This is a genomic window from Streptomyces sp. NPDC093795 (assembly GCF_044764665.1).
GTDB lineage: Bacteria > Actinomycetota > Actinomycetes > Streptomycetales > Streptomycetaceae > Streptomyces.
The window spans coordinates 253649-277431 of sequence record NZ_JBIWIO010000002.1 but is presented as its reverse complement, the minus strand read 5'-3'; the positions used below and the strand labels follow the sequence as shown (position 1 = coordinate 277431).

The window sequence follows — 23783 nt, the reverse complement described above, 5'->3', positions numbered from 1 at the left end:
GGTCAGCTCAGTCCGGGGACGAGGGACAGGAGGAGGTCGATGATCTTGATGCCGACGAAGGGTGCGACGAGGCCGCCGAGGCCGTAGATCCCGAGGTTGCGCCGCAGCATGGCGTCCGCGCCGCTCGGCCGGTAGCGCACGCCCTTCAGGGCGAGCGGCACCAGGGCGACGATGACGAGCGCGTTGAAGACGACGGCCGAGAGGATCGCGGACTGGGGTGAGGCCAGGCCCATGATGTTCAGCTTGTCGAGGCCCGGGTAGGCCACCGTGAACATCGCGGGGATGATCGCGAAGTACTTCGCCACGTCGTTGGCGATCGAGAACGTGGTCAGGGCGCCCCTGGTGATGAGGAGCTGCTTGCCGATCTCGACGATCTCGATGAGCTTCGTCGGGTCGGAGTCGAGGTCGACCATGTTGCCGGCCTCCTTCGCGGCCGACGTGCCCGTGTTCATCGCCACGCCGACGTCCGCCTGGGCGAGCGCCGGGGCGTCGTTCGTGCCGTCGCCGGTCATGGCGACGAGCTTCCCGCCCGCCTGCTCGCGCTTGATGAGCGCCATCTTGTCCTCGGGCGTCGCCTCCGCGAGGAAGTCGTCGACGCCCGCCTCCTCGGCGATCGCCTTCGCCGTGAGCGGGTTGTCGCCCGTGATCATGACGGTACGGATGCCCATGCGGCGCAGCTCGTCGAACCGCTCCCGCATGCCGTCCTTGACGACGTCCTTCAGGTGGACGACCCCGAGGACCCGGGCGCCCTCGCCGTCCTCCAGGGCGACGAGGAGCGGCGTGCCGCCGGCCTGCGCGATCCGGTCGGTGAGCGCCTGCGCGTCCTCGGCGACCTCGCCGCCCCGCTCCTTCACCCACGCCACGACCGAACCGGTGGCGCCCTTGCGTACCTTGCGCCCGTCGACGTCCAGGCCCGACATACGGGTCTGGACGGTGAACGGGATCCACTCGGCGCCCGTGAGTTCGCCCTGGTGGCGTTCGCGGAGCCCGTACCTCTCCTTCGCCAGGGCGGTGATCGAGCGACCCTCCGGGGTCTCGTCCGCGAGCGAGGACAGCTGGGCTGCGTCGGCGAGTTCGGCCTCGGTGGTGCCCCGGACCGGCACGAACTCCGCCGCCCTCCGGTTGCCCAGCGTGATCGTGCCCGTCTTGTCGAGCAGCAGTGTCGACACGTCGCCCGCCGCCTCGACAGCGCGGCCCGACTTCGCGAGGACGTTGCGCTGGACGAGCCGGTCCATGCCGGCGATGCCGATCGCGGAGAGCAGCGCGCCGATCGTCGTCGGGATCAGGCACACGAGCAGGGCCGTCAGGACGATCATCGACGTCTGCTCGTTGGCGCCCGCGTAGATCGAGAAGGGCTTGAGGGTGACGACGGCGAGCAGGAAGACGATCGTCAGCGAGGCGAGCAGGATGTCGAGCGCGATCTCGTTGGGGGTCTTCTGCCGTGCGGCGCCCTCCACGAGCCCGATCATCCGGTCGATGAAGGTCTCGCCGGGCTTCGTCGTGATCTTGACGACGATCCGGTCCGAGAGGACCTTCGTGCCGCCCGTCACCGCGCACCGGTCGCCGCCGGACTCGCGGATCACCGGCGCCGACTCGCCCGTGATCGCGGACTCGTCGACGGACGCCACTCCCTCGACGACGTCTCCGTCGCCGGGGACGACGTCGCCGGCCTCGCAGACGACCAGGTCTCCGACGCGCAGGTCGGTCCCCGGGACCCGCTCCTCGCCATCGGAGCCGAGGCGGCGCGCGACCGTGTCCGTCCTGGCCCTGCGCAGGGTGTCGGCCTGCGCCTTGCCCCGGCCCTCGGCCACCGCCTCCGCCAGGTTGGCGAAGATGGTGGTGAGCCACAGCCAGGCGGCGATCGCCCAGCCGAACCAGTCCCCCGGGTCCAGGACGGCCAGCACGGTGGTGAGCAGCGAGCCGATCAGCACCACGAACATGACGGGCGACTTGGCCATGACCCGGGGGTCGAGCTTCCTGATCGCGTCGGGGAAGGACGTCACCAGCTGCTTCGGGTCGAACAGTCCGCCGCCGACGCGTCCGGTCGCGGCCGGCCGGCCGGTGGGCACCTCGGACCGCGAGGGCTCCGGGGGCCTGGTGGGGGTGAGGGTGCTCATGCTGCGAGTCCTTCGGCGAGCGGGCCAAGGGCGAGGGCCGGGAAGTAGGTGAGTCCGGCGACGATGAGGATCGTGCCGACGAGGACGCCGGTGAACAGCGGTTTCTCGGTCCGCAGGGTGCCCGCCGTCTCGGGTACGGGCGTCTGCTCGGCCAGCGAGCCGGCGAGCGCGAGGACGAACACCATGGGCAGGAACCGGCCGAGGAGCATCGCGATACCGAGGGTCGAGTTGAACCACGGGGTGTCGGCGCTGAGGCCGGCGAACGCGGAGCCGTTGTTGTTGGCGCCCGAGGTGTAGGCGTAGAGGATCTCGGAGAAGCCGTGCGCGCCGGAGTTGGTCATCGACTGCGGCGGGGTGTCGAGGGCCATGGCGAGGGCGGTGAAGCCGAGGACGAGCGCCGGGGTGACGAGGATGTAGCAGGCGGCGTACTTGATCTGGCGGACGCCGATCTTCTTCCCCAGGTACTCGGGTGTGCGGCCGACCATCAGTCCGGCGATGAACACGGCGATGACGGCCATGATCAGCATGCCGTAGAGGCCGGAGCCGACGCCGCCGGGCGCGATCTCGCCCAGCTGCATGCCGAGCAGGGTGATGCCGCCGCCGAAGCCGGTGTACGAGGAGTGGAAGGAGTTCACGGCGCCGGTGGAGGTGAGGGTGGTGGCCACGGCGAAGAGTGAGGAGCCGGCGATGCCGAACCGGGTCTCCTTGCCCTCCATCGCCCCGCCCGCCAGCTCGAACGCCGGTCCCTTCCCGGCGAACTCGGTCCACATCATCAGCGCGGTGAAGCCGAGCCAGATGGCGGCCATCGCGCCGAGGATCGCGTACCCCTGGCGGACGCTGCCGACCATGCGGCCGAAGGTCCGCGTCAGCGCGAAGGGGATGAGGAGGATCAGGTAGATCTCGAAGAGGTTCGAGAGGGCGTTCGGGTTCTCGAAGGGGTGGGCGCTGTTGGCGTTGAAGTAGCCGCCGCCGTTCGTGCCCAGTTCCTTGATGACCTCCTGCGAGGCGACCGCGCCGCCGTTCCACTGCTGCGTGCCGCCGCCGAACTGCCCGACCTCGTGGATTCCGGCGAAGTTCTGGATCGCTCCGCAGGCCACGAGCACGAGCGCGCCCACGACGGCGATCGGCAGCAGGATCCGTACGACTCCCCGGACCAGGTCGGCCCAGAAGTTGCCGAGCTCGCCCGTACGAGACCGGGCGAAGCCGCGGACGAGCGCCACCGCGACCGCGATGCCCACCGCCGCCGAGACGAAGTTCTGCACGGCGAGGCCGCCGGTCTGCACCACGTGGCCCATGGCCTGCTCGCCGTAGTACGACTGCCAGTTGGTGTTCGCCACGAAGGAGGCGGCGGTGTTGAACGCCTGGTCCGGGTCGATCGACACGAAGCCGAGCGAGCCGGGCAGGACGCCCTGCGCCCGCTGGAGCAGGTAGAGGAAGAGGACGCCGACGGCGGAGAAGGCGAGGACCCCGCGCAGATAGGCGGGCCAGCGCATCTCCACCGTGGGGTCGGCGCCGATGCCCCGGTAGATCCACTTCTCCACCCGCAGGTGCTTGTCGGAGGAGTAGACCCGGGCCATGTGGTCACCGAGCGGGCGGTACGAGAGGCCGAGCGCGACGATCAGGGCGAGGAGCTGAAGGGCGCCGGCGAGGACGGGACTCATGGGGCGGCCTCAGAACCTCTCGGGCTTGACGAGGGCGAGGACGAGGTAACCAAGCAGGGCGGCGGCCACGAGGAGACCGACGATGTTCTCGGCGCTCACAGCTTGGCCACCCCCTTGGCGATGAAGGCCACCAGCGCGAAGACCGCGACCGTGGTGACGACGAAGGCCAGGTCGGCCATCGTGAGCTCCCGGGTGCAGGAAGAAGGAAGAACGGATTCTCGGACGAGATGAGGAAACCTCTCTTCCGGCCGCCCACCGCCGTCGTTGACGTGCCTCTGACGCGCCGAATGCCCGTCTTGACGCTTCCCCTACGCGGGCCCTGAGGACCCGGGGTTCCTACAGCCCGGCGGCCCGGACTCCCAGCCATACGGCCCCGAGCCCGGCGGCCAGGCTCCCGGCCACGTTCAGCACCGCGTACCCCCTCGCCCCGTTCTCGTACAGCACATGTGTCTCGTACGAGAAGGTCGAGTACGTGGTCAGCGCCCCGCACAGGCCCGTGCCGAGCAGCAGATACGCCTGCGCGGAGGCGACCCCGGCGAGCAGGCCGAGCACGAACGAGCCGACGACGTTCACCGTGAACGTGCCCCAGGGGAAGCCGGGGCCGAACCGGGCCTTCATCGCACGGTCCGTGAGGTACCGCAGGGGCGCGCCGACGGCGGCACCCGCGACGACGAGCAGCCAGTTCACGCGCGCGCCATCCGTCCGCGTACGGCCCTGGTGCCGGTGACCCCGGCCCGGACGGCGACGAGCGCGGCCACCACGGTCGCGCCCAGGTAGAGCAGGCCGCGCGTCGGATCGCCCGCGCTCAGCAGCCGCTCCGTTTCGAGGCTGTACGTCGAGAACGTGGTGAACCCGCCGCAGAATCCGGTGCCGAGGAAGGGACGCAGGAGCGGATGCGGGGCGGCGGGAGGCTCCGTCAGGAGAACCATCAGCAGGCCGAGCAGCGCGCAGCCGCTCACGTTCACCGTGAACGTCGTCCAGGGGAAGGCGCCTTCGGGGGTCGGCCACAGCAGCGCCGCGCCGTAACGGGCGGTCGCGCCGAGGACGCCGCCGGCGGCCACCGCCCCGACGACCGGCAGTTCCGCGCGCAGCCCCATGCCCCAAGGGTACGAGGAGGGGCGCGCGGGTCGGTTCACGGCGGGCCGCACGGGACGGGCCGGTGCGCCTCGGTCCGACCCGCGCGCCTTGGCCTGGCGGACGGGCCAGGGCAAGGCGCGCGGGTCCGTTCAAGGCGAGGCGCACAGGCGCGGTCACCGGCCTGGGGCATTAACCGGGGACCGGCCCGTGCAGCCTCGCTCTGCGATGGTCCGGCCACGCCCTGCGACGGGTCAAAGCCGGGCCGGTGAGTCTGTCAGATTCCCCGGCGAGGCCCTCGGGACCGCCTCGGCGGGAGCCGGCCGGACGGGGCGAAGACGCCTGCGACCTGCGACGACACGGGGGGAGGTGGTCCGGCCACCATCCGGCGGCCGATTCGGGTGCCGGGTACACCTCGTCCCGGGGGGCCGGGACGGGCGACGGTGGTGGTGCAGCGGGAGGGAGCTGCGCAACCTTCGGGCAGGAGTGTCGTGAGTACATCCGTCGCAATCAAGCGCAGGGCCGTCGCCGGGGCTGTTCCGCCGGCCGTTCTTCCCCTGGGCGTCGTCAGGTCCGTCGGCGCGGCCGGCTCGCGCGAGGACGTCTACGCCGAGCTGTGCGGCGCGCTGTTCTCCGGCTTCCCGCGCCGCGACCAGCGTCTGAAGGCCGAGCAGTATCTGCACGGCCTGCTGACCGCGCAGGGCCGCAAGTCCATCCGTAACATCGCCGCGCAGATAGGCGGTCCCGCGGCCGAGCAGAGCCTGCACCACTTCGTGTCCAGCTCGACCTGGGACTGGCAGCCCATGCGGGCCGCGCTCGCCCGGTTCCTGGAGCGGAACAGCTGCCCGCAGGCCTGGGTGGTGCGTCCCATGCCGATCCCGAAGGCCGGCGAGCATTCGGTGGGCGTGGACCGGCGTTTCGACCCGGAGCGCGGTCAGGTCTTCCACGGCCAGCAGGCCTTCGGGGTGTGGTTCGCCGGCGACGAGCTGAGCGTCCCCGTGAACTGGCGTCTGTTCCTGCCGGATCCCTGGGTCAACGACCGGACGCGGCGCGACCGCGCGGAGGTTCCCCAGGAGGCCGGCGAGGAGACCCTGGAGGAGTGCGCGGTCGCGGCGGCGCTCGACACCGCCCGCTGGCCCGACGTCACCCGCAAGCCGGTGCTGCTCGACATCCGGGGCGGCGCGGGGCGGGCGGCCCTCACCCGGCTCGCCGGGGCGGGGGTGCCGGTGGTGGCCCGGATCGGTCCGGGTTCCCGGCTGGCGATCGCCGACCGGTCGCTGCCCGGCTTCGGGGCGGGCCCGCTGACCGCCGTACAGATCCTGGAGTCGCTCAAGGGGCTGCGCAGGCCGGTGAGCTGGGTGGACACCGTGGCCGGCGCGCGGACCTCGCGTACGTCGCTCGCCACGGCCGTCCGGGTGGCGCTGCCCACGCCGGGCGGGGAGCGGATGCGGCCGCTCGTGCTGCTCGGCGAGTGGGACGATCCCCGGCGGGCCCCTGCCCGGGTGTGGATCAGCGACCTGACCGGTTCTCCGGTCGGTTCCCTGCTGCGGCTGACGAAGCTGGCGCGCCGGGTGGAGCGGGACTTCGCGGAGGTCGGGGAGGGTGCGGGGCTGCGCGACTTCGTGGGCCGCTCGTTCCGTGGCTGGCACCGTCACATCACGCTGGCGTCGGCGGCCCACGCGGCGACGGTCATGGCCGCCACCGACTGGGAGGCGGCGTACGACTCCCGCTACGGGTCGGGGCGCACGGCGAGCTGACGGGGCAGGCCACCGGGCGGGGGCAGGCCGCCGGCGGAGGCACGCGCAACGCGCGTATACGGGCCCTTCGGTCCGTCAGTTGCCGCGCTCTGGCGGGCCCGGTCGGCCGGCCGGGTCCGTCGTGGCGCGGCCCCGGGCCAGGACCTCCCGGGTGCGCTGGAGGCGCAGGGCCAGCTGGACCTCGAGGACCTGGCCCGGTTTCTGCCACTCGGGTCCGAGGAGTTCGCCGATCCGCTCCAGACGGCGGGAGACCGTGTTGGGGTGGACGTGCAGCGCCTCCGCCGCGTTCGTCGGGCTGCCGCCGGAGGCGAAGTACGCCTCCAGGGTGTGGGTGAGATCGGTGAACCGTTCGGCGTCGTAGTCGAGTACGGGCCCGATCGCCGCCTCGACGAAGCCCTCGACGTCGTTGTCGTCGGAGAGCAGCAGCCCCAGGAACCCCAGGTCCTGCACGGAGGCCGCCGACCCGGTGCCGCCGAGCGCGCTCATCGCGTCGAGGCAGCGGCCGGCCTCCTGGTGCATGCGGGCGACGCCGTCCGGGCTCCAGCCGGGTCCCGCGGCGGCGACCGAGACGGGGTGTCCGAGCAGCGGGGAGAGTTCCGCGGCGACGGCCTTGGCGGCGGCGGACGCGTCGATGCCCGGGAGCAGCAGCACGATGCAGCCGCCCTGCACGGTCTTCAGACCGGAGAGGCGGTACGCGTACGAGGACGCCCAGACGACGGCCCTGCCCTGTTCGCCGCCCTCGGGCCGCGCGAGCACGAGGACGTGCGGTTTGCGCAGGTCGACGCCGAGCCGGCGGGCCCGCTGGGCGATCTGCTGCGGGGCGTGCGGCGGGTCGGCGATGAGGTCGTCGAGGAGCTCGTCGCGGACGGGTCCTTCGGCGACGGCGGTGGAGCGCCGCATGAGGAGGAGGAAGGCGACGGACTGGGCGGCGAGTTCGAGGAGCCGCTCGTCCTCGCCGGTGAGGCCGCCCGCGGCGCGGATGACGAGTCCGCCGAGGTCCTCGGAGCCGGCGATGACGGGGGCGACCCAGGTGTCGTCGGCGGCGAGGACCGGGCGGCGGCGGGCGTGCGCGTCGAGGGAGGCCTTGGCGACGGCTTCCTCGTCGAGTCCGGGGATGTCGCCGGCGGTGGCGAGGCAGCGGCCGCCCTGGTCGCGGATCATCACGGTCGCGTCGAGGGCGTCGGCGGCGGCCTTGGCGACGTTGCACAGGTCACCCCCCGCGAGGACGAGGTTCATGATGCGGCCGTGGGCCTCGCTGACGTGCCGCATGCGGGTGAGGCTCGTACGGACGCGCGAGCTGTCCCGTTCCAGTTCGGTCACCTCGGCCCGGGTGCGGTCGAGGAGTCCGGTCTTCTCGACGGCCACGGCGGCGAGGTCGGCGAGCGCGGCGAGGAGCCCGATCTCCTCGGAGGTGTGGTGGCGGACCCGGCGGTCGGCGCCGTGGAGGGCGCCGATCACGGTGTCCCCGCTGCGCAGCGGCGCGGCCATGATCGCGTGCAGGTCCTCGGCACGCAGGGCCGCCTCGGCGGCTTCGTCGAAGGCCGGTGCGTGGACGCCGGCGTCGAGGGAGCCGGAGGGGGCGAAGCGCTCGTCGGCGAGGTAGTCGGCGGTCCAGACGGGTTCGCCGTGGAGCTGGACGGCGCCGCCGAGCCCGTACCCCTCGGCGATCCTCAGGCCTGGCGCGAGCCGCGGGCCCTCGCCGCGGCCGCCGCGGGAGCCCTCCGTCGTGTGGACGTAGCAGGCTCCGTGCGGGCCGCGGAGGGTCACGTACGCCAGGTCGAGGTCGAGCAGCCGGCGGGCGCGGCGGGTGATGACGCGCAGCAGACTGTCGAGGTCGTAGGCGGAGGTCAGGTCGCGGGCGGTGTCGGTGAGCGTGGCGAGCCCGGCCTCGCGGCGCGTCTCGTCCGCGCGCCCCCGGTGGACCTCGCCGGCCAGTTCGACGGCGCGTTCGAGGCGGTGGAGTTCCGCGCCGGCGAGTCCGGAGAGGCGGGCCTCGTCGAGGAGGGCGTCGAAGCGGGCGGGCGGGGTCTGCCCGGCGAGCAGTTCGAGGACCGTGAGCAGCGCGTCGGCACCACCGGCTCCGTCGGCGCCGTGCAAGGTCATGGTCCCGTCCCCCGTGGTCGAGCGAAATCGGGCACCTGGGCGGAAACCCGTACTGGTCGCCGAAACTAATTCGGCTTCGGGAGTCGGTCAACGGTGAGCTGCCGCACTTGGTTCCCGGTGGCGAGCGCCCCGGAGACCCTGGGCCCCCTGTAACCCCTGAGCCCCGTGCGTCCCCTGGGCCCCACGTGCCCCTGCGCCCTGTCGGATGGTCAGCCGACGGAGCCCGCCGGGACGAGCCTGGCGCGTGCCGGGCTGTACTGGGCGGGGATACGGGGAGCGTACACGGGGCGGACCGCGGAGTTCCGCACGGTGAGGACCGAGCCCTGGAGACGGCGGAGCCGGGCCGAGGGCTCCATGCCGCTCTCCCCCTTGAGGGCCACGCGCAGCCGCTCGTACACGGTGCGGGCCTCCTCGTGCTGTCCGCAGCGCAGCAGGGCGACCATGTAGTGGGCGTGGAGGGGCTCGTTGGTGCGGTAGCGGGCGACGAGCCCGGAGAGTTCGGAGAGCAGCTCTGCGTGCCGGCCGAGGCCCAGTTGCGCTTCCACCCACTGGTCGAGGACGCTCAGCCGGGAGGTTTCGAGGCGCTCGATCTCCCTGCGGAGACGGGGTCCCGCGGCGACGCCCGCGTAGGGTTCGCCGCGCCACAGCGCCAGTGCCTCGCCGAGGCGGAGCGCGGCGCGCGGGAGGTCGCCGGCCTCCATGGCGCGGTAGCCGGCGCCGGCCGCGCGCTCGAACTGCCAGACGTCGTGGGGGCCGCCGCCGGTGTCGAGACGGTAGCCGCCGGGCTGGGAGACGAGGATCGCGTCGGCGGTGCGGCGCTCGGACCAGCCGGGCCCGGGTTCGGCCGGCTCGGCGCCGCGCAGCAGCGCGCCCGCGATGAGGGTACGCAACTCCGCTATGTGGGACTGGAGTTCGGTACGGGCGCCGCGGGGCGCGCCGGACGGCCACAGCTCCTCGGTCAGCACCGTGACCGGGACGACCTGGTCGGCGCTGGCCGTGAGCAGGGCGAGGAGCTGCCGGGGCGCGGCGGCCGTCGGGGTGATCGACACCCCGTGCTCACGTACCGACAATCCCCCCAGGATCCGGACGTCCACCTTGCCCCCTCAGTGCCTGTGCGGTGTCTGCGCGCGGGATGACTCTCGTTGATTAGAAAAGACCCCCGTAGGCATGTCAATAAGAAACCGGAGGGTACGGAATCTCAACCCGGGATATCGGGGTGATTCACCCCCTTTATGGTGGTATTGAGGTGTCAAGATTTCATCACTGACAGAGGCGAACGCACCTCGGAAGACTGTTTCCGGACTCGGGGGTACGCTTTCGCAGGGTCCTTGCGGATGCGGGAAGCGCCGACACGCACGAGTTCACGCCAGAATCCGGCCGCTCGGTACGGTTCGGGGATCCGACGGGTCGGGGCGGGGGCCTGACGCGCCGGAACGGGGGGCCTGGAGCGGCCCCGGCCGGACCTAGAGCACGGCCGCGGCCGTCAGCAGGCCGAACGCGACGGTGATCAGGGCCGTACGGACACGGTGGAAACCGTTCCAGCGCTTCTCGAAGGCGCCGCGGACCTTCGCCGGGTCGTCGCCCGGGCCCTCCGACGCGGCGAGCGCGGTGTTGAGCGGGATGTTGCCGCCGACGGTGACCGCGTGGTTGAGGGCCGCACACACGAGCCCCGCCAGGACCAGCCACTTCTGGGTGTCCGTGCGCCCGTCGACGGGGACGAAGTACGCGGCGGTGGGGAAGGCGAGCACCCCGAGGAAGACGGTCAGGAAGACGCCCCTCGGCACGTACTCGTTGATCCGGCGCACCGCCGTGACGAACTCGGCGTCCGTCAGGCGGGCGAGAGCGGGCATGATCCCGGTCTGGAAGATCAGCATGAAACCGGCGTAGAGACCGGCGCATCCGACGGCGAGGGCGAGCAGCAGGGAAGCCATGGGGCCATTCTGTCCCGCTGCCCGCCGTACGCGTCAGCTGTACGGGTCGCCCGACCTCAACTCTCCCTCACGGGAAGGCCCTTCACCCGACTGCTCGCCGCGCGGAGCGAGCAGACCTTCCGCCTGCCGTACGGCCTCGGCCAGCTCCCTGACCACCGCCGAACCCGACCGGCCGGCGATCGCGTCGGCGCGCTCCGCGAGCGCCGGGAGTCCCGGGGCCCCGGGCAGCCCGCCGCCCCGCAGGGCGTCCGCGAAGTAGGCGGTGACCGCGGTCAGCTGGAGACTGTCGTGCCCGCCGCCCCAGACGTCGGCGGCGAGCCCGCCGGTAGCGACGGTGCCGGACCGCTCGCGCGGCGCCCGGGTGGCGGGGTCGAGCCAGCGGACGGTGGCAGTGGCGACCGGGCCGGTCATGCCGGGCCTGGTCCTGACCGCGTACAGGGCGGTGACGGTGTGGCCCGCCCCGACCTCGCCGCCGTCGACCCGGTCGTTCCTGAAGTCCTCGTCGGCGACCTCCCGGTTCTCGTAGCCGATCAGCCGGAACTTCTCCACGGTCCGGCGGTCGAAGGCGACCTGCGCCTTGGCGTCGCGGGCGCGCAGCTCGACATGGGCGGGCAGCTGGTCGACGAAGACCTTGCGGGCCTGCGCGGAGGTGGAGACGTACGTCGTCTGGCCGTCGCCCCGGTCGGCGAGCTGCTCCATGAACGTGTCGCCGAACTCGCTGCCGACGCCGACGCCGAAGAGGGTGATCCCGTACGCCCTGCGCTCCTCCTCGATGCGTTCGAGGATCGTCGCGGCCTCGGTGGCACCGGTGTTGGCGAGCGCGTCGGAGAGCAGTACGACCCGGTTGGTGGCGCCCTTCCGGTGGCCTTCGACGGCCACGTCGTAACCGGTGCGGACGCCCGCCTCGACATTGGTCGACGAGGTCGTCGCGAGCGAGTCCACGACCTCGCGGATCCGGCCGCGGGCCTCCCCCACCCGGGTCATGGGCAGCCGGGTCTCGGCCTCGTCGCTGAAGGTGACGAGGGCGACCGAGTCGTCGTCGCGGAGCTGGTCCGCGAGCAGGCCGAGGGACTCCTTCACGAGGTCGAGCCGCCCGGGCTCGGCCATCGAGCCGGAGATGTCGACGACGAAGGTGAGGGCGGCGGGCGGCCGTTCGGCGGCCCGGTCCGCGCCCCTGGTGGCGAGCCCGACCCGGACGAGGGACCAGCCGTCGCCCCCGGCGCGGGCGCCGTCGAGCGTCACGCTGAAACCGTCGTCCGCCGGGCGCGGGTAGTCGGGTCGGAAGCTGTTGACGAACTCCTCGGGGCGCACGGTCGCCGGATCGGGCAGCCGTCCCTCGGCGAGCGTCCGGCGGGCGTAGCCGTACGAGGCGGTGTCCACGTCCAGGGCGAAGGTGGACAGGTAGTCGGCGGCGGGCGCCGGTGAACGCCCCGCGTCCTCCCTGCCGTCCGCCCCGTCCTCGTAGGAGCCGTCGGGGCGGGCACTTCCGCCGCCGTCGGGGACCGCGGGGGCGGTCCCGCCCTTGTCGTGGGACGCCCGGTCGGCGGTGCTTCCGCCGCCGCCCGCCCCGCAGCCGCCGACGGCGAGTCCGGCCGCGAGCAGCCCCGCGATCGTCGCCGAGAACCGGGCCCGGCGGCGGCGGGCCGACCGCCGTTCGTATCGATCCATGTCATCTCCCCCTCTTGGTAAGGCACTTGTGACTGTGACGAACGAGAGGCCCGTGGGGAGCTGTCGAAGGAGTTGCGGATGGATCTCGATGCGGCAACGGCGGACGGGGCGGAGCCGGGTGGCATGGATTCGCCAGACTTCTCAACAGGGGTTGTCACCGTGTGCAGTCGCATGCGTACATGGAGTGGACATCGATCGGGCGGGGGTGGTCAGCGGTGGCAGAGAGCGCGGGCTCCGTGATGCTCGCCCGTTCGGCGATGAGCCGGGCCGCGACCGAGGGACAGCGGCCCGCGGGGCGCCCGGTCCGGGGCGCGCGGCGCATCAGCGCGGCGCTCGCCGGGCTTGCCGCCTCCACCCGGTACGAGCTGTTGACGTTCGACGACCCGGTCGCCTCGGCGGGCTGCGCGATCCCGGGGCCGTTCCTCGAACTGGCGGGGGCGTGCATGCGGGCGGCGGCGGAGCGGGCCGCCGAGGTCAGACGGATCGTGCCGCGGCACGCCCTGTCCCGGCTCGAAGACGGCCCGGCGCTTCCCGGCCGGGCCCGTCTGGCGGAGGCCATCCCCTTCAAGATGATCGTCGTCGACCGCATGGTGGCGGCGGTCCCGCTCGATCTGGAGCTGCTCTACAACGGGCTGTTGCTCATCCGCGACCCGGTGGTGGTGCAGGCTCTCGCGCGGGCCCATCACGCCTGCTGGGAGGCGGCGGAGGAGTTGTCGTACGCGCCGCCGCCCTCCGCGCCGTCCTGCGATCTGCCGTCGCAGCTGCGCCCGGTGCTCGACGCCCTCCTCGCGGGGCTCACGGACGAGACGGCGGCGGCCCGGCTCGGCATGTCCGCCCGGACGTACAGCCGCCGGGTGGGCGAACTGATGGCGGCCCTCGGCACGACGAGCCGCTTCCGCGCGGGCGCGGAAGCGGCTCGGAGGGGGTGGCTGTGAGAAGACGGTGAGCCCCTGGTCACGTCCCTACGACACGATGTCCTTACGGGCGAAGCCGCGGAAGGCGAGCGCGAAGAGGATCAGGGCGAAGGTCACGGAGAGCGCCGTGCCCTTGATCATGCCGCTCCACTCCAGTTGGGGCTGGAGCGCGTCGATCCAGGCGTACTGCCAGTGCGTGGGCAGGAACTCGCGCCAGTCGCCCAGCGCCGTGACCGCGTCCAGGACGTTGCCGACGATGGTCAGGCCGACGGCGCCGCCCACCGCGCCGAGCGGGGCGTCGGTGCGGGTGGAGAGCCAGAAGGCGAGCGCGGCGGTGACCAGTTGGGAGGCGAAGACGAAGGCGACGGCCACGGCGAGCCGCAGCACGGCGTCACCGGCGGGCACGGAGCCGCCGGTCGGCAGCTGGAGCGGCCCCCAGCCGTAGGCGACGGTGCCGACGGCGAGTGCGAGCAGCGGCAGGAAGACGATCGCCGCCGCGCTGAAGCCGAGTGCCACCGCCAGTTTGGAGGCGAGGAGCCGGGACCGGGGGACGGGCGCGGCGAGGAGGTAGCGCAGTGAGGACCAGCTCGCCTCGGAGGCGACCGTGTCCCCGCAGAAGAGCGCCACGGGGACGACGAGGAGGAAACCGGCCGAGGCGAAGAGTGCGGTCGCGGCGAAGTTGGCGCCCGAGGCGGTCGCCGTGTCCATCAGGGTGATCCTGCCCTCGCGGTCACCGCCGTCGGAGCCGCCGATGGCGAAGGCGACGACCAGGACGAAGGGCAGGGCGGCGAGGATCCCGCCCATCACCAGGGTGCGGCGCCGCTTCCACTGGCGCAGGGCCTCGACGCGCAGCGGCAGGGTGCGTCCGGCGCGGTAGCCGGGGGCGGAGTCCACGGGAGCCGGTTCCGGGGCCGGGCGGGTGGTGGTGGGGGTGCTCATGCGGCTCCGCCTCCGATCAGGGTCAGGAACGCGTCTTCGAGGCGCCGGTGCGGTCCGACACCGGTCAGCGGCACGTCCAGGGCGACGAGTTCGCCGATGAGGGCGGTCGGGTCGAGGCCGTCGAGGCGGACCAGGAGTCCTCCGTCGGCACGGGTCGCCGTGGTGACGCCCGACAGGGCGCCGACCTTCTCCACGAGCACGTCGTCGATCTCCCCGGCCAGCGTCACGAGCAGGGTGTCGCCCGAGCCGGTGATCTCGGCGACGGGGCCCGCCTGCACGAGCTGTCCCCGGTCCATGACGACGAGATGGGTGCAGGACTGTTCGACCTCCGCGAGGAGGTGGCTGGAGACGATGACGGTACGGCCCCCGGCCGCGTACCGGATCATCACCTCCCGCATCTCGCGGATCTGCGGCGGGTCGAGTCCGTTGGTGGGCTCGTCCAGGATCAGCAGGTCCGGCAGGCCGAGCATGGCCTGGGCGAGGGCGAGGCGCTGCCGCATGCCCTGCGAGTAGGTGCGCACCGCGCGGTCGAGGGCGCCGCCCAGGTTCGCGATCCGCAGGGCCTCGTCGGCGTGGGCGTCCTCGGCGGGTCGGCCGGTGGCCTTCCAGTACAGGTCGAGGTTCTCCCGGCCGTTGAGGTGCGGCAGGAAGCCGGCGCCCTCGACGAAGGCGCCGACCCGGGAGAGGACCGGGGCGCCGGGCCGGATGGCCTGGCCGAAGACCCGGATCTCGCCCTCGTCGGGGGTGATCAGTCCCATCAGCATGCGCAGGGTGGTGGTCTTGCCCGCGCCGTTGGGTCCGAGGAGGCCGAGGACCTGGCCCTGTTCGACGCGGAAGGAGAGGTCGCGGACGCTGTACCGCTCGCCGCCCTTGTACTTCTTGGAGAGCCCGGTGATCTGGAGCGGTACGGCGGTCAGCGCGGGGTCGGGGGCGGGGGCGGCGGTGCGGCGCCGGGCCGAGAACAGCAGCGCGGCGGCCACGGCGAGGCCGAGGAGCGGCAGGCCCCAGACCCACCAGGGCAGGACGGCGGCCTGGGTGTCGACGCCGGGTGCGGTCGGGACGGTGAGCGGGCTCTCGACGGTGACGGTGTAGTCGGCGGGGAGCACCGGGGAGGCGTAGCCGAGGTCGGTGGCGGCGACGACGAGCCGCAGCCGGTGCCCGGCCTCCACCTCGTGGTCGATCGCGGGCAGGGTGAGCGTGACGCTCTTCCCGGCGGCGGCGCCTTCGACGCGGACGGGGGTGACGAGCTGGGAGGGAAGGATCTGCTGGCGGCCGTCGGGCCCGACGTCGTACACCTTGGCGAAGAGGACGGCGGAGCCGTCGGTGGCGGTCGAGGTGACCTTGACGCGGACGGTCGGGGTGCCGGTGATCCGGAGTGGTTCGGCCTGGGGCTTCGCGTCGAACCGGGCGTGCTGGCCGGGGAAGTCGAGGGAGATGCCGACGCCGAGGGAGGAGAGTCCGGCGACCGAGCCGCCGAGGCCGGGGAGGGCCGAGACGGCGGGCGGGGAGGCGCCGGCGGGGTTGGTGAAGGTCCACGGCCGGCCGGTGAGGGGGACGGCCGTGGTGCCGGCGGTGAGGCCCGGATAGCGGTCGGCGGTCGCGGCGCGCAGGGTGGCGCGGCCGTCGGTGGAGTCGACGCCGCCGGTACGGCTGACGCGGAAGGCGGGGCCGGTGTCGACGGAGGTGTCGCGCTTCAGCCAGCGGTCGAACCAGGTGCTGATGCGGCGCTCGACGCGCTCGGTCTCGCGGTCGCCGCCGTCGTGGCCGCCGGAGATCCAGTCGACGGCGACGGGGGCGCCGTTGGCGGTGAGGGCCTTGGCCATGGCGTCGGACTGGGCCAGGGTGAAGAGCGAGTCGGACTGGCCCTGGACGAGGAGGGCGGGCACCTTGACGCGGGCGCCGACGGCGGAGGGGCTGCGGGCTTCGAGGAGGGCGCGGGCGGCGGCGTCGGGCTTCCCGGAGACGGCGACGCGCTGGTAGAGGGCGCAGAGCTCGGGGGTGAAACGCCCGCAGGCGGCGGCCTTCGCGTCGGTCTTCCCGGCGGCGGTGTCGCCGGTCGCGGTCGTGCCGGCCGCTCCCCCCGGCTGGTTGCCCGCGGAGAAGAAGATGCCGGCCCACAGCTTCTTGAAGACACCCTGGGGGAACAGCGCGTCGGCGAGGTTCCAGTAGGTGATCTGGGGGGCGATGGCGTCGACGCGCGGGTCATGGCCCGCGGCGAGCAGCGAGATCGCGCCGCCGTAGGACGCGCCGGTGACGCCGACGCGCGGATCGCCCGGCTTGTCGAGGAGCACCTCGGGTCGGCCGGCGAGCCAGTCGACGAGCCCGCGGGCGTCCTTGACCTCGTGGTCGGGGTCGTTGAGGCCGATCTGCCCGGTGGAGGCCCCGAAGCCGCGGGCGGACCAGGTGAGGACGGCGTACCCGTCACGGGCGAGCTGCTCGGCCTGGGCGCGGACGTCGTCCTTGGAGCCGCCGAAGCCGTGGCCGAGGAGGACGGCGGGCCGCCGCCCGTCGCCGTCGCCGGTGAAGTACGAGGTGTCGAGCCGTACCCCGTCGAGGTCGAGCATCCGGTCCGCGCGGTGCACGGGCGGCGGATCGTCCGAGGCGACGGCGGTCAGGGTGCCGGCACCCGCGAGGACGGCGAGGACGGCGGTGACCGCGGCCCACCGGGGAAGTCGGAGTCGCATGGTGTCGAGCCTAAGCGGGCTCGCTGTGGAGCACGGCTGCCCGCAGAGGGATTCGGCGGCCTCCTGGAGTCGTACGTCGGGCGGTCCTCGTACAGCGGGCGCAGTACACGCCGTCCGGGTGAGGAGGGGTGGGGGACGGAGGACGCACGGACCCGCACCCTTGTGTCGCTCATGACAAGACGTCACCCTGTGGGGCACCACACCCGCTCGACGAAGGGTTCAGGTGCCCCACCACATGAATCACATCCCCCGCCGCGCCTCCCGCCGCCTCGCGGCGCTCGTCCCCGTCCTCGCGCTCGCCGCGGGCCTCCAGTTCGCCGTCTCCCCCACCGCCCGGAGCGCCCCCTCCCCCGGTGATCTGCGGCTCGCCCCGGCCGCCACCGCGCTCGAGAACAGCTGGATCGTCGTCCTCAAGGACGGCTCGACCCGCGCCGCCGACCTCGGCGTCACCCCGCAGCACGTCTACCGCTCGGCCCTCAAGGGCTTCTCCACCACGATGTCGATGGCCCGGGCCGCCGAGCTCGCCACCGACCCCCGCGTCGCGTACGTCGAGCAGAACGCGACCGTACGGATCGCCGACACGCAGACCGGGGCCACCTGGGGCCTGGACCGGGTCGACCAGCGCGATCTGCCGCTCTCGACGACGTACACCTACGACACGACCGCGTCGAACGTCACGGCGTACATCATCGACACCGGCATCCGCACCTCGCACGGCGAGTTCGGCGGGCGGGCCACCGTCGGCACCGACACGGTCGGCGGCGGGCAGAACGGCCAGGACTGCCAGGGCCACGGCACCCATGTGGCCGGCACGGTCGGCGGCGCGAAGTACGGCGTGGCCAAGGGCGTAAAGCTGGTTGCCGTCCGCGTCCTCGACTGCGCCGGCTCCGGCACCACCGCCGGGGTCATCGCGGGCGTCGACTGGGTGACGGCCAACGCGGTCAAGCCCGCCGTCGCCAACATGAGCCTCGGCGGCGGCGCGAACACCTCCCTCGACAGCGCGGTGAAGCGTTCGATCGCCTCGGGCGTCTCGTACGCGGTGGCCGCCGGCAACGGCAACTTCCTCGGCCTCCCGGCGAAGGCCTGCGGCTACTCCCCCGCCCGCGTCCCCGAGGCGATCACCGTCGGCGCCACGGACTCGGCCGACAAGCGGGCCTCCTTCTCCAACTACGGCACCTGCGTGGACCTCTTCGCGCCGGGCGTCTCCATCACCTCGGCGTGGAAGGACAACGACACCGCGACCAACACCATCTCCGGCACCTCGATGGCCGCCCCGCACACGGCGGGCGTCGCCGCCCTCTACCTGGCGGCCCACCCCACGGCCACCCCGGCCCAGGTGAGCACCGCACTCGTGGACAACGCCACGAGCGGCAAGGTCCAGGACCCGAAGACCGGCTCCCCGAACAAGCTCCTGCACTCGCGCTGGTAGACGCACGCACGGCGCACGACAGAGGCCGGGCCCCGGGGGTACGCACCCCCGGGGCCCGGCCCTGCGTACGAGTGGATCAGTGGTTGCGCGGGAAGCCCAGGTCCACGCCCGCCGGGGCCTCGGACGGGTCCGGCCAGCGGGTGGTGACGACCTTGCCGCGGGTGTAGAAGTGCACGCCGTCGTTGCCGTAGATGTGGTGGTCGCCGAAGAGCGAGTCCTTCCAGCCACCGAAGGAGTGGTAGCCCACCGGCACCGGGATCGGCACGTTCACGCCGACCATGCCGGCCTCGACCTCCAGCTGGAAGCGGCGGGCCGCGCCGCCGTCGCGGGTGAAGATCGCGGTGCCGTTGCCGAACGGCGAGGCGTTGATGAGGGCGAGGCCCTCCTCGTACGTCTCGGCGCGCAGCACGCAGAGCACCGGGCCGAAGATCTCGTCCTGGTACGCCTTGGCCGTGGTCGGCACATGGTCCAGGAGGGAGAGGCCGATCCAGTGGCCGTTCTCGTGGCCGTCGACCGTGTATCCGGTGCCGTCGAGGACGACCTCGCAGCCCTCGTCCGCGGCGCCGTGGACGTAGGAGGCGACCTTGTCGCGGTGGACGGCCGTGATGAGCGGGCCCATCTCCGAGGTGGGGTCGTTGCCGGGGCCGATCTTGATCTTCTCGGCGCGCTCGCGGATCTTCTGCACCAGCTCGTCGCCGATGGCGCCGACGGCCACGACCGCCGAGATCGCCATGCAGCGCTCGCCGGCGGAGCCGTACGCCGCGGAGACGGCCGCGTCGGCCGCCGCGTCGAGGTCGGCGTCCGGGAGGACCAGCATGTGGTTCTTCGCGCCGCCGAGCGCCTGGACGCGCTTGCCGTTGGCGGAGGCGGTGGTGTGGATGTGGCGGGCGATCGGGGTCGAGCCGACGAAGGAGATCGCGGAGACGTCCGGGTGCTCCAGGAGGCGGTCGACGGCCACCTTGTCGCCGTGCAGGACGTTGAAGACACCGTCCGGGAGGCCGGCCTCGGCGAGCAGCTCGGCGATCTTCAGGGACGGCGACGGGTCCTTCTCGCTGGGCTTGAGGATGAAGGTGTTGCCGGTCGCGATGGCGATCGGGAACATCCACATCGGCACCATGGCCGGGAAGTTGAAGGGCGTGATGCCGGCGACGACGCCGACCGGCTGGCGGATCGACGCCACGTCCACGCGGTTCGAGACCTGGGTGGAGAGCTCGCCCTTGAGCTGGGTGGTGATGCCGCAGGCCAGGTCGACGATCTCCAGGCCGCGGGCGACCTCGCCGAGGGCGTCGGAGTGGACCTTGCCGTGCTCGGCGACGATCAGCTCGGCGATGGCGTCGCGGTTGGCGTCGAGCAGCGCGCGGAACTTGAAGAGAATGGTGGTGCGCTGGGCGAGCGAGGAGGTGCCCCAGGTCGCCCAGGCGTCCTTCGCGGCGGCGACGGCGGCGTCGACCTCTTCGACGGAGGCGAGCGCGACCCGGGTGGTGACGGCGCCGGTGGCCGGGTCGGTGACCGGGCCCCAGTTGCCCGACGTGCCCTCGACGGTCTTGCCACCGATCCAGTGGTGGACGGTCTTCGTCATGACGAGTTACTCCTTCAGAGATGGCGGCGTCGGGCGGTGACGTGCCGGTCGTACTCCTCGCGGGCCTTGGCCGCCGACGGGCGGGTCGACGTCTCGGCCACGGGCACATCCCACCACGCCTGGGCCGGGGGCGGGCCCGACACTCTGTCTGCCGTTTCGGTCTCGACGTAGACACATGTGGGAACCGTCGCCTTCCGTGCGTCCGCGAGGGCTTCCCGCAGGTCACGCACGGTGCGGGGGCGCAGCACCCGCATGCCGAGGGAGGCGGCGTTGGCGCCGAGGTCGACGGGGAGCGGTGGGCCGGTGAAGCCTCCGTCGGGGTCACGGTGGCGGTAGTCGGTGCCGTACCGCTCGGCGCCGACCGCCTCCGAGAGGCCGCCGATGGAGGCGTAGCCGTGGTTCTGGAGGACGACGAGCCGCAGAGGCAGGCGTTCCTGGACGGCGGTGACGATTTCGGTGGGGTTCATCAGATACGTACCGTCGCCGACGAGCGCCCAGACGGGCCGGCCGGGCGCGGCGAGGAGGACGCCGATGGCCGCGGGGATCTCGTAGCCCATGCAGGAGTAGCCGTACTCGACGTGGTACTGGTCCGGCGAACGGGTCCGCCACAGCTGGTGGAGGTCGCCGGGGAGCGATCCCGCGGCGTTGATCAGGATGTCGCTGCCGTCGACCAGAGTGTCGAGTACGCCGAGGACCTGGGTCTGGGTGGGGCGGGCGTCCTCGTCGGGGACGGCGTAGGCGGCGTCGACCCGCTCCTGCCACTCCCGCTTGGAGAAGGTCCACTGCACCATGTCCTGGCGGTGGTCCCCGAGGGCTTCGGCGAGGGCGGTGAGGCCCTCGCGGGCGTCGGCGACGAGCGGGAGCGCGCCCTGCTTGTGGGCGTCGAAGCCGGTGATGTTGAGGTTGAGGAAGCGGGCTCCTTCGGGGAAGAGGGTGCCGGATGCGGTGGTGAAGTCGGTGTAGCGGGTGCCGACGCCGATGATCAGGTCGCTGGTGCGGGCCAGGGCGTTCGCCGTGGAGCTGCCGGTGTGGCCGATGCCTCCGGTCTCGCAGGGGTGGTCGTACGGCAGGACGCCCTTGCCGGCCTGTGTGGTGGCGACGGGGATGCCGGTCCGCTCGGCGAGGGTGCGCAGGGCGTCCTCGGCGCCGCTGTGTCTCACCCCGCCACCGGCGACGATGAGGGGCCGCACGGCGGTCTTCACGGCCCGTACGGCCGCGTCGAGTTCGGCCGTGTCGGGGCGGGGGCGGCGCACCCGCCAGGTCCGCTCGGCGAGGAACTCCTCGGGCCAGTCGTACGCCTCCGCCTGGACGTCCTGCGGCAGGGCGAGGGTGACGGCGCCGGTCGCGGCGGGGTCGGAGAGGACCCGCGCGGCTTCGAGGGCGGCCGGGATCAGGGCCTCGGGCCGGGTGACCCGGTCGAAGTAGCGGGAGACGGGACGGAGGCAGTCGTTGACCGACACGTCTCCCGCGTACGGCACCTGGAGCTGCTGGAGTACGGGGTCGGCGGGGCGGCCCGCGAAGGTGTCGCCGGGCAGGAGCAGGACCGGCAGGTGGTTGACGGTGGCGAGGGCGGCGCCGGTGACGAGGTTGGTGGCGCCGGGGCCGATGGAGGTGGTGACGGCGTGCGCGGAGAGCCGGCCCCGCTGACGGGCGTAGCCGACGGCGGCGTGGACCATGGCCTGTTCGTTACGGCCCTGGTGGAAGGGCATGCGGGGCTCTTCGAGGAGCGCCTGGCCGATCCCGGCGACGTTCCCGTGGCCGAAGATGCCCCAGGTGGCGGCGATCAGCCGGTGCCGGGCTCCGTCGCGCTCGGTGTACTGGGCGGCGAGGAAGCGGACGAGCGCCTGGGCGACGGTCAGCCGGATGCTCATGCGTATCCCCTGCTCATGCGTATCCCTCCGTGTGGTCCGGGTGGAAGCAGATCTTCCACTCGCGCTCGGGGCTGGGGCCCGCCATGACGTTGAGGTAGTGGAGGGCGTGGCCCGGCTGGGCGATCGAGGGGCCGTGCCAGCCGTCGGGCACGAGGACGGCGTCACCGTCACGCACCTCGGCGAGGAGGTCGGCGCCGCCGGGCCGGGAGGGCGAGATCCGCTGGTACGCGAGGCCGTTCGGGCCCTCGATCTCGTAGTAGTAGATCTCCTCGAGGACGGACTCGGCGCCGGGGCGGTGCTCGTCGTGCTTGTGCGGCGGGTAGGAGGACCAGTTGCCGCCGGGCGTGACGACCTCGACGGCGATGAGCCGGTCGCAGTCGAAGGCGTCCGCCGAGGCGAAGTTCCGCACCTGGCGGGCGCGGTTGCCGCTGCCCCGGGTCTCGACGGGAACCTCCGGCGCGGGGCCGTAGCGGGCGGGGAGTCGTCGCTCGCACTTCGCTCCTGCCAAAGCGAAGCGGCCTCCCGCACCGGAGGCGATCTGGGCGTGGGCGTCGCGCGGTACATAGGCGAAGTCGCTCACTCCTTCGAACACGCTCGCGCGGCCCAGGAGTTCGAGGATCTCGCCGTCGACGCGCACGCTACAGGCACCGGAGAGGGGAAGCACGACCCATTCGGAATCCCCGCTCTCGAAGGAGTGGATCTCTCCCGGTCCGAGGGCGAGGACGCGCAGGGCGGAGTACGTCCATCCGGCCCGGGCGGGGTCGATGTCGACCGCGTACGGGCCTCGGGCGGCGGTCCCGGCGGGCAGGTGGAGGGAGGGGAGGGGCGGGGGTCGATCAGGGCTCATGACGCATCCCTACCCGGTCTCCGGCGGGGTGCGGCCGGCGGTTTCCGGTGGGGCGCCGCCGGGGGTTTCCGGTGGGGCGCCGCTGCCGGTGGCGAGGGTCTCCGGCGACGTGCGGCCGCGCGTGGCGTGGGCCTCCGGCAGGGTGCCGCTGCCCGTGGCGAGGGCTTCGGTGATCTCGGAGGCGTACGGCATGGCGGACGAGCAGGCGAGACGGCCCGCGACGATCGCTCCGGCGGCGTTCGCACAGCGCAGGACCGTCTCCAGGTCCCACCCGGCGAGCAGTCCGTCGACGAGCGCCCCGCCGAACGCGTCGCCCGCGCCGAGCCCGTTGACGACGTCCACCGGCAGCGGCGGCACCTCCGCGCACGTCCCGTCGGCGGCCAGCGCGAGGACGCCCCCGGGGCCCTGCTTGACCACGGCAAGACGGAGGCCGCGCCCACTGTCGGAGGCGAGGAGGGCGCGGGCGGCCGCGTACGGCTCGCGCTCCCCCGTCGCGACCTCGCACTCGTCGAGGTTGCCGACGGCGACGGTCGCGTGCCGCAGCGCCTCGGTGTAGTACGGGCGGGCCGCCGCCGGGTCCGCCCAGAACATCGGCCGCCAGTCCAGGTCGAGGACCGTCACCTCACGGCCGGACCTGGCCCGCAGCGCCTCCAGGGTCGCGGTGCGGCTCGGCTCGGCGCTCAGGCCGGTGCCGGTCGCCCAGAAGACCCGGGCGGCGCGGATCGCGTCGAGGTCCAGCTCGTGCGCATGGATCTCCAGGTCGGGCGCCTTGGGCCGCCGGTAGAAGGTGAGCGGGAAGTCGTCGGGCGGAAAGAGGGCGCAGAAGGTGACCGGTGTCGGGTACTCCTCGACCTCGCCCACCCAGCGCTCGTCCACCCCGAAGCCCTTGAGCTCACGGCGCAGATAGGTGCCGAAGGGGTCGGCGCCGGTGCGGGAGACGAGGGCGGTGCGGCGGCCGAGCCGGGCGGCGGCGACGGCCACGTTGGCCGGGGAACCGCCGAGGAACTTGCCGAAGGTCTCGACCCGGTCGAGCCCGACCCCGGTCTGGAGCGGGTAGAGGTCCACGCCGAGGCGCCCCATGGTGATCAGTTCGTACGGCTCCGTCTCCACGCGCCACCTCTCGCGTCCGGCTTCCCGCACCCAGGTCTAGCCGTCCGCCGGGAGGCGTGTCAACGATATGTCCGGACATTCGGACGACAGGACCGGCCG

The 23783-nt window shown here is 73.0% G+C and carries 18 protein-coding genes; 3 read left to right on the top strand and 15 right to left on the bottom strand.

Going from position 1 to position 23783, the window contains the following annotated elements; genetic code table 11:
- Positions 1–2: 2 nt before the first annotated feature.
- The 5 genes from kdpB to crcB (ACIRB7_RS06265) form a co-directional block, all read right to left on the bottom strand.
- Positions 3–2117: a potassium-transporting ATPase subunit KdpB gene (gene kdpB / locus ACIRB7_RS06285; protein WP_403593122.1), complete on the bottom strand. Its 2115-nt coding sequence runs from the start codon at positions 2115–2117 to the stop codon at positions 3–5.
- Positions 2114–3778: a potassium-transporting ATPase subunit KdpA gene (gene kdpA, locus ACIRB7_RS06280; protein ID WP_403593119.1), complete on the bottom strand. Its 1665-nt coding sequence runs from the start codon at positions 3776–3778 to the stop codon at positions 2114–2116. Before kdpA ends, kdpB begins: the two co-directional genes overlap by 4 nt.
- A gap of 9 nt (positions 3779–3787) precedes the next feature.
- Entirely contained in the window at positions 3788–3877 is a 90-nt protein-coding gene (gene kdpF / locus ACIRB7_RS06275) for a K(+)-transporting ATPase subunit F (RefSeq protein ID WP_033204243.1), read from the bottom strand.
- Between the two features lie 237 nt (positions 3878–4114).
- A complete protein-coding gene (gene crcB / locus ACIRB7_RS06270) occupies positions 4115–4465 on the bottom strand; it encodes a fluoride efflux transporter CrcB (protein WP_403593116.1) in 351 nt (116 codons plus the stop codon).
- Positions 4462–4875: a fluoride efflux transporter CrcB gene (crcB, locus tag ACIRB7_RS06265; RefSeq protein ID WP_403593113.1), complete on the bottom strand. Its 414-nt coding sequence runs from the start codon at positions 4873–4875 to the stop codon at positions 4462–4464. The genes crcB (ACIRB7_RS06270) and crcB (ACIRB7_RS06265) overlap by 4 nt, the downstream gene beginning before the upstream one ends.
- A gap of 468 nt (positions 4876–5343) precedes the next feature.
- Here crcB (ACIRB7_RS06265) and ACIRB7_RS06260 point away from each other — a divergent pair, with 468 nt between their 5' ends.
- Positions 5344–6609: an IS701 family transposase gene (locus ACIRB7_RS06260; RefSeq protein ID WP_403593111.1), complete on the top strand. Its 1266-nt coding sequence runs from the start codon at positions 5344–5346 to the stop codon at positions 6607–6609.
- Positions 6610–6684: 75 nt separating this feature from the next.
- On the opposite strand, the gene ACIRB7_RS06255 is transcribed toward ACIRB7_RS06260, so the two are convergent.
- The 4 genes from ACIRB7_RS06255 to ACIRB7_RS06240 all read right to left on the bottom strand — a co-directional run bounded on the left by ACIRB7_RS06255 (position 6685) and on the right by ACIRB7_RS06240 (position 12311).
- Positions 6685–8712, bottom strand: a complete 2028-nt coding sequence (locus tag ACIRB7_RS06255) for a helix-turn-helix domain-containing protein (RefSeq protein ID WP_403593108.1) — start codon at positions 8710–8712, stop codon at positions 6685–6687.
- A gap of 209 nt (positions 8713–8921) precedes the next feature.
- Positions 8922–9806 carry a BTAD domain-containing putative transcriptional regulator gene (locus ACIRB7_RS06250; protein WP_403593106.1) on the bottom strand — a complete coding sequence of 295 codons (885 nt, stop codon included), beginning with the start codon at positions 9804–9806 and terminating at the stop codon, positions 8922–8924.
- Between the two features lie 369 nt (positions 9807–10175).
- Positions 10176–10643, bottom strand: coding sequence for a DUF1772 domain-containing protein (locus tag ACIRB7_RS06245; RefSeq protein WP_403593103.1), 468 nt, complete (start codon positions 10641–10643; stop codon positions 10176–10178).
- A 33-nt stretch (positions 10644–10676) separates the two neighbouring features.
- Complete coding sequence (locus tag ACIRB7_RS06240) at positions 10677–12311, bottom strand: VWA domain-containing protein (RefSeq protein ID WP_403593101.1); 1635 nt, start codon at positions 12309–12311, stop codon at positions 10677–10679.
- 215 nt (positions 12312–12526) lie between these two features.
- On the opposite strand from ACIRB7_RS06240, the gene ACIRB7_RS06235 reads away from it, so the two are divergent.
- The gene (locus tag ACIRB7_RS06235; RefSeq protein ID WP_403593098.1) at positions 12527–13246 is read left to right on the top strand and encodes a DNA-binding response regulator; all 720 of its coding nucleotides are present in this window, start codon (positions 12527–12529) and stop codon (positions 13244–13246) included.
- A gap of 27 nt (positions 13247–13273) precedes the next feature.
- Here the strand turns inward: ACIRB7_RS06235 and ACIRB7_RS06230 are convergent, their stop codons facing one another.
- Together ACIRB7_RS06230 and ACIRB7_RS06225 are read right to left on the bottom strand one after the other, a co-directional pair.
- Complete coding sequence (locus ACIRB7_RS06230) at positions 13274–14164, bottom strand: ABC transporter permease (RefSeq protein WP_403593096.1); 891 nt, start codon at positions 14162–14164, stop codon at positions 13274–13276.
- Positions 14161–16848 (bottom strand): CocE/NonD family hydrolase, encoded by a 2688-nt coding sequence (locus ACIRB7_RS06225; RefSeq protein WP_403593094.1) that lies wholly within the window; start codon positions 16846–16848, stop codon positions 14161–14163. The genes ACIRB7_RS06230 and ACIRB7_RS06225 overlap by 4 nt, the downstream gene beginning before the upstream one ends.
- Positions 16849–17083: 235 nt before the next feature.
- Here ACIRB7_RS06225 and ACIRB7_RS06220 point away from each other — a divergent pair, with 235 nt between their 5' ends.
- A complete protein-coding gene (locus ACIRB7_RS06220) occupies positions 17084–18277 on the top strand; it encodes a S8 family peptidase (protein WP_403593091.1) in 1194 nt (397 codons plus the stop codon).
- A 76-nt stretch (positions 18278–18353) separates the two neighbouring features.
- Here ACIRB7_RS06220 and mmsA read toward each other — a convergent pair whose 3' ends face one another.
- The 4 genes from mmsA to iolC are packed head-to-tail and all read right to left on the bottom strand — an operon-like array spanning position 18354 to position 23654.
- Positions 18354–19856: a CoA-acylating methylmalonate-semialdehyde dehydrogenase gene (mmsA, locus tag ACIRB7_RS06215; RefSeq protein WP_351209795.1), complete on the bottom strand. Its 1503-nt coding sequence runs from the start codon at positions 19854–19856 to the stop codon at positions 18354–18356.
- 14 nt (positions 19857–19870) lie between these two features.
- A complete protein-coding gene (gene iolD, locus ACIRB7_RS06210) occupies positions 19871–21727 on the bottom strand; it encodes a 3D-(3,5/4)-trihydroxycyclohexane-1,2-dione acylhydrolase (decyclizing) (protein ID WP_403593087.1) in 1857 nt (618 codons plus the stop codon).
- Positions 21728–21740: 13 nt separating this feature from the next.
- Positions 21741–22574, bottom strand: coding sequence for a 5-deoxy-glucuronate isomerase (gene iolB, locus ACIRB7_RS06205; RefSeq protein WP_403593084.1), 834 nt, complete (start codon positions 22572–22574; stop codon positions 21741–21743).
- 9 nt (positions 22575–22583) lie between these two features.
- Positions 22584–23654, bottom strand: coding sequence for a 5-dehydro-2-deoxygluconokinase (gene iolC, locus ACIRB7_RS06200; RefSeq protein WP_403594353.1), 1071 nt, complete (start codon positions 23652–23654; stop codon positions 22584–22586).
- Positions 23655–23783 lie beyond the last annotated feature (129 nt).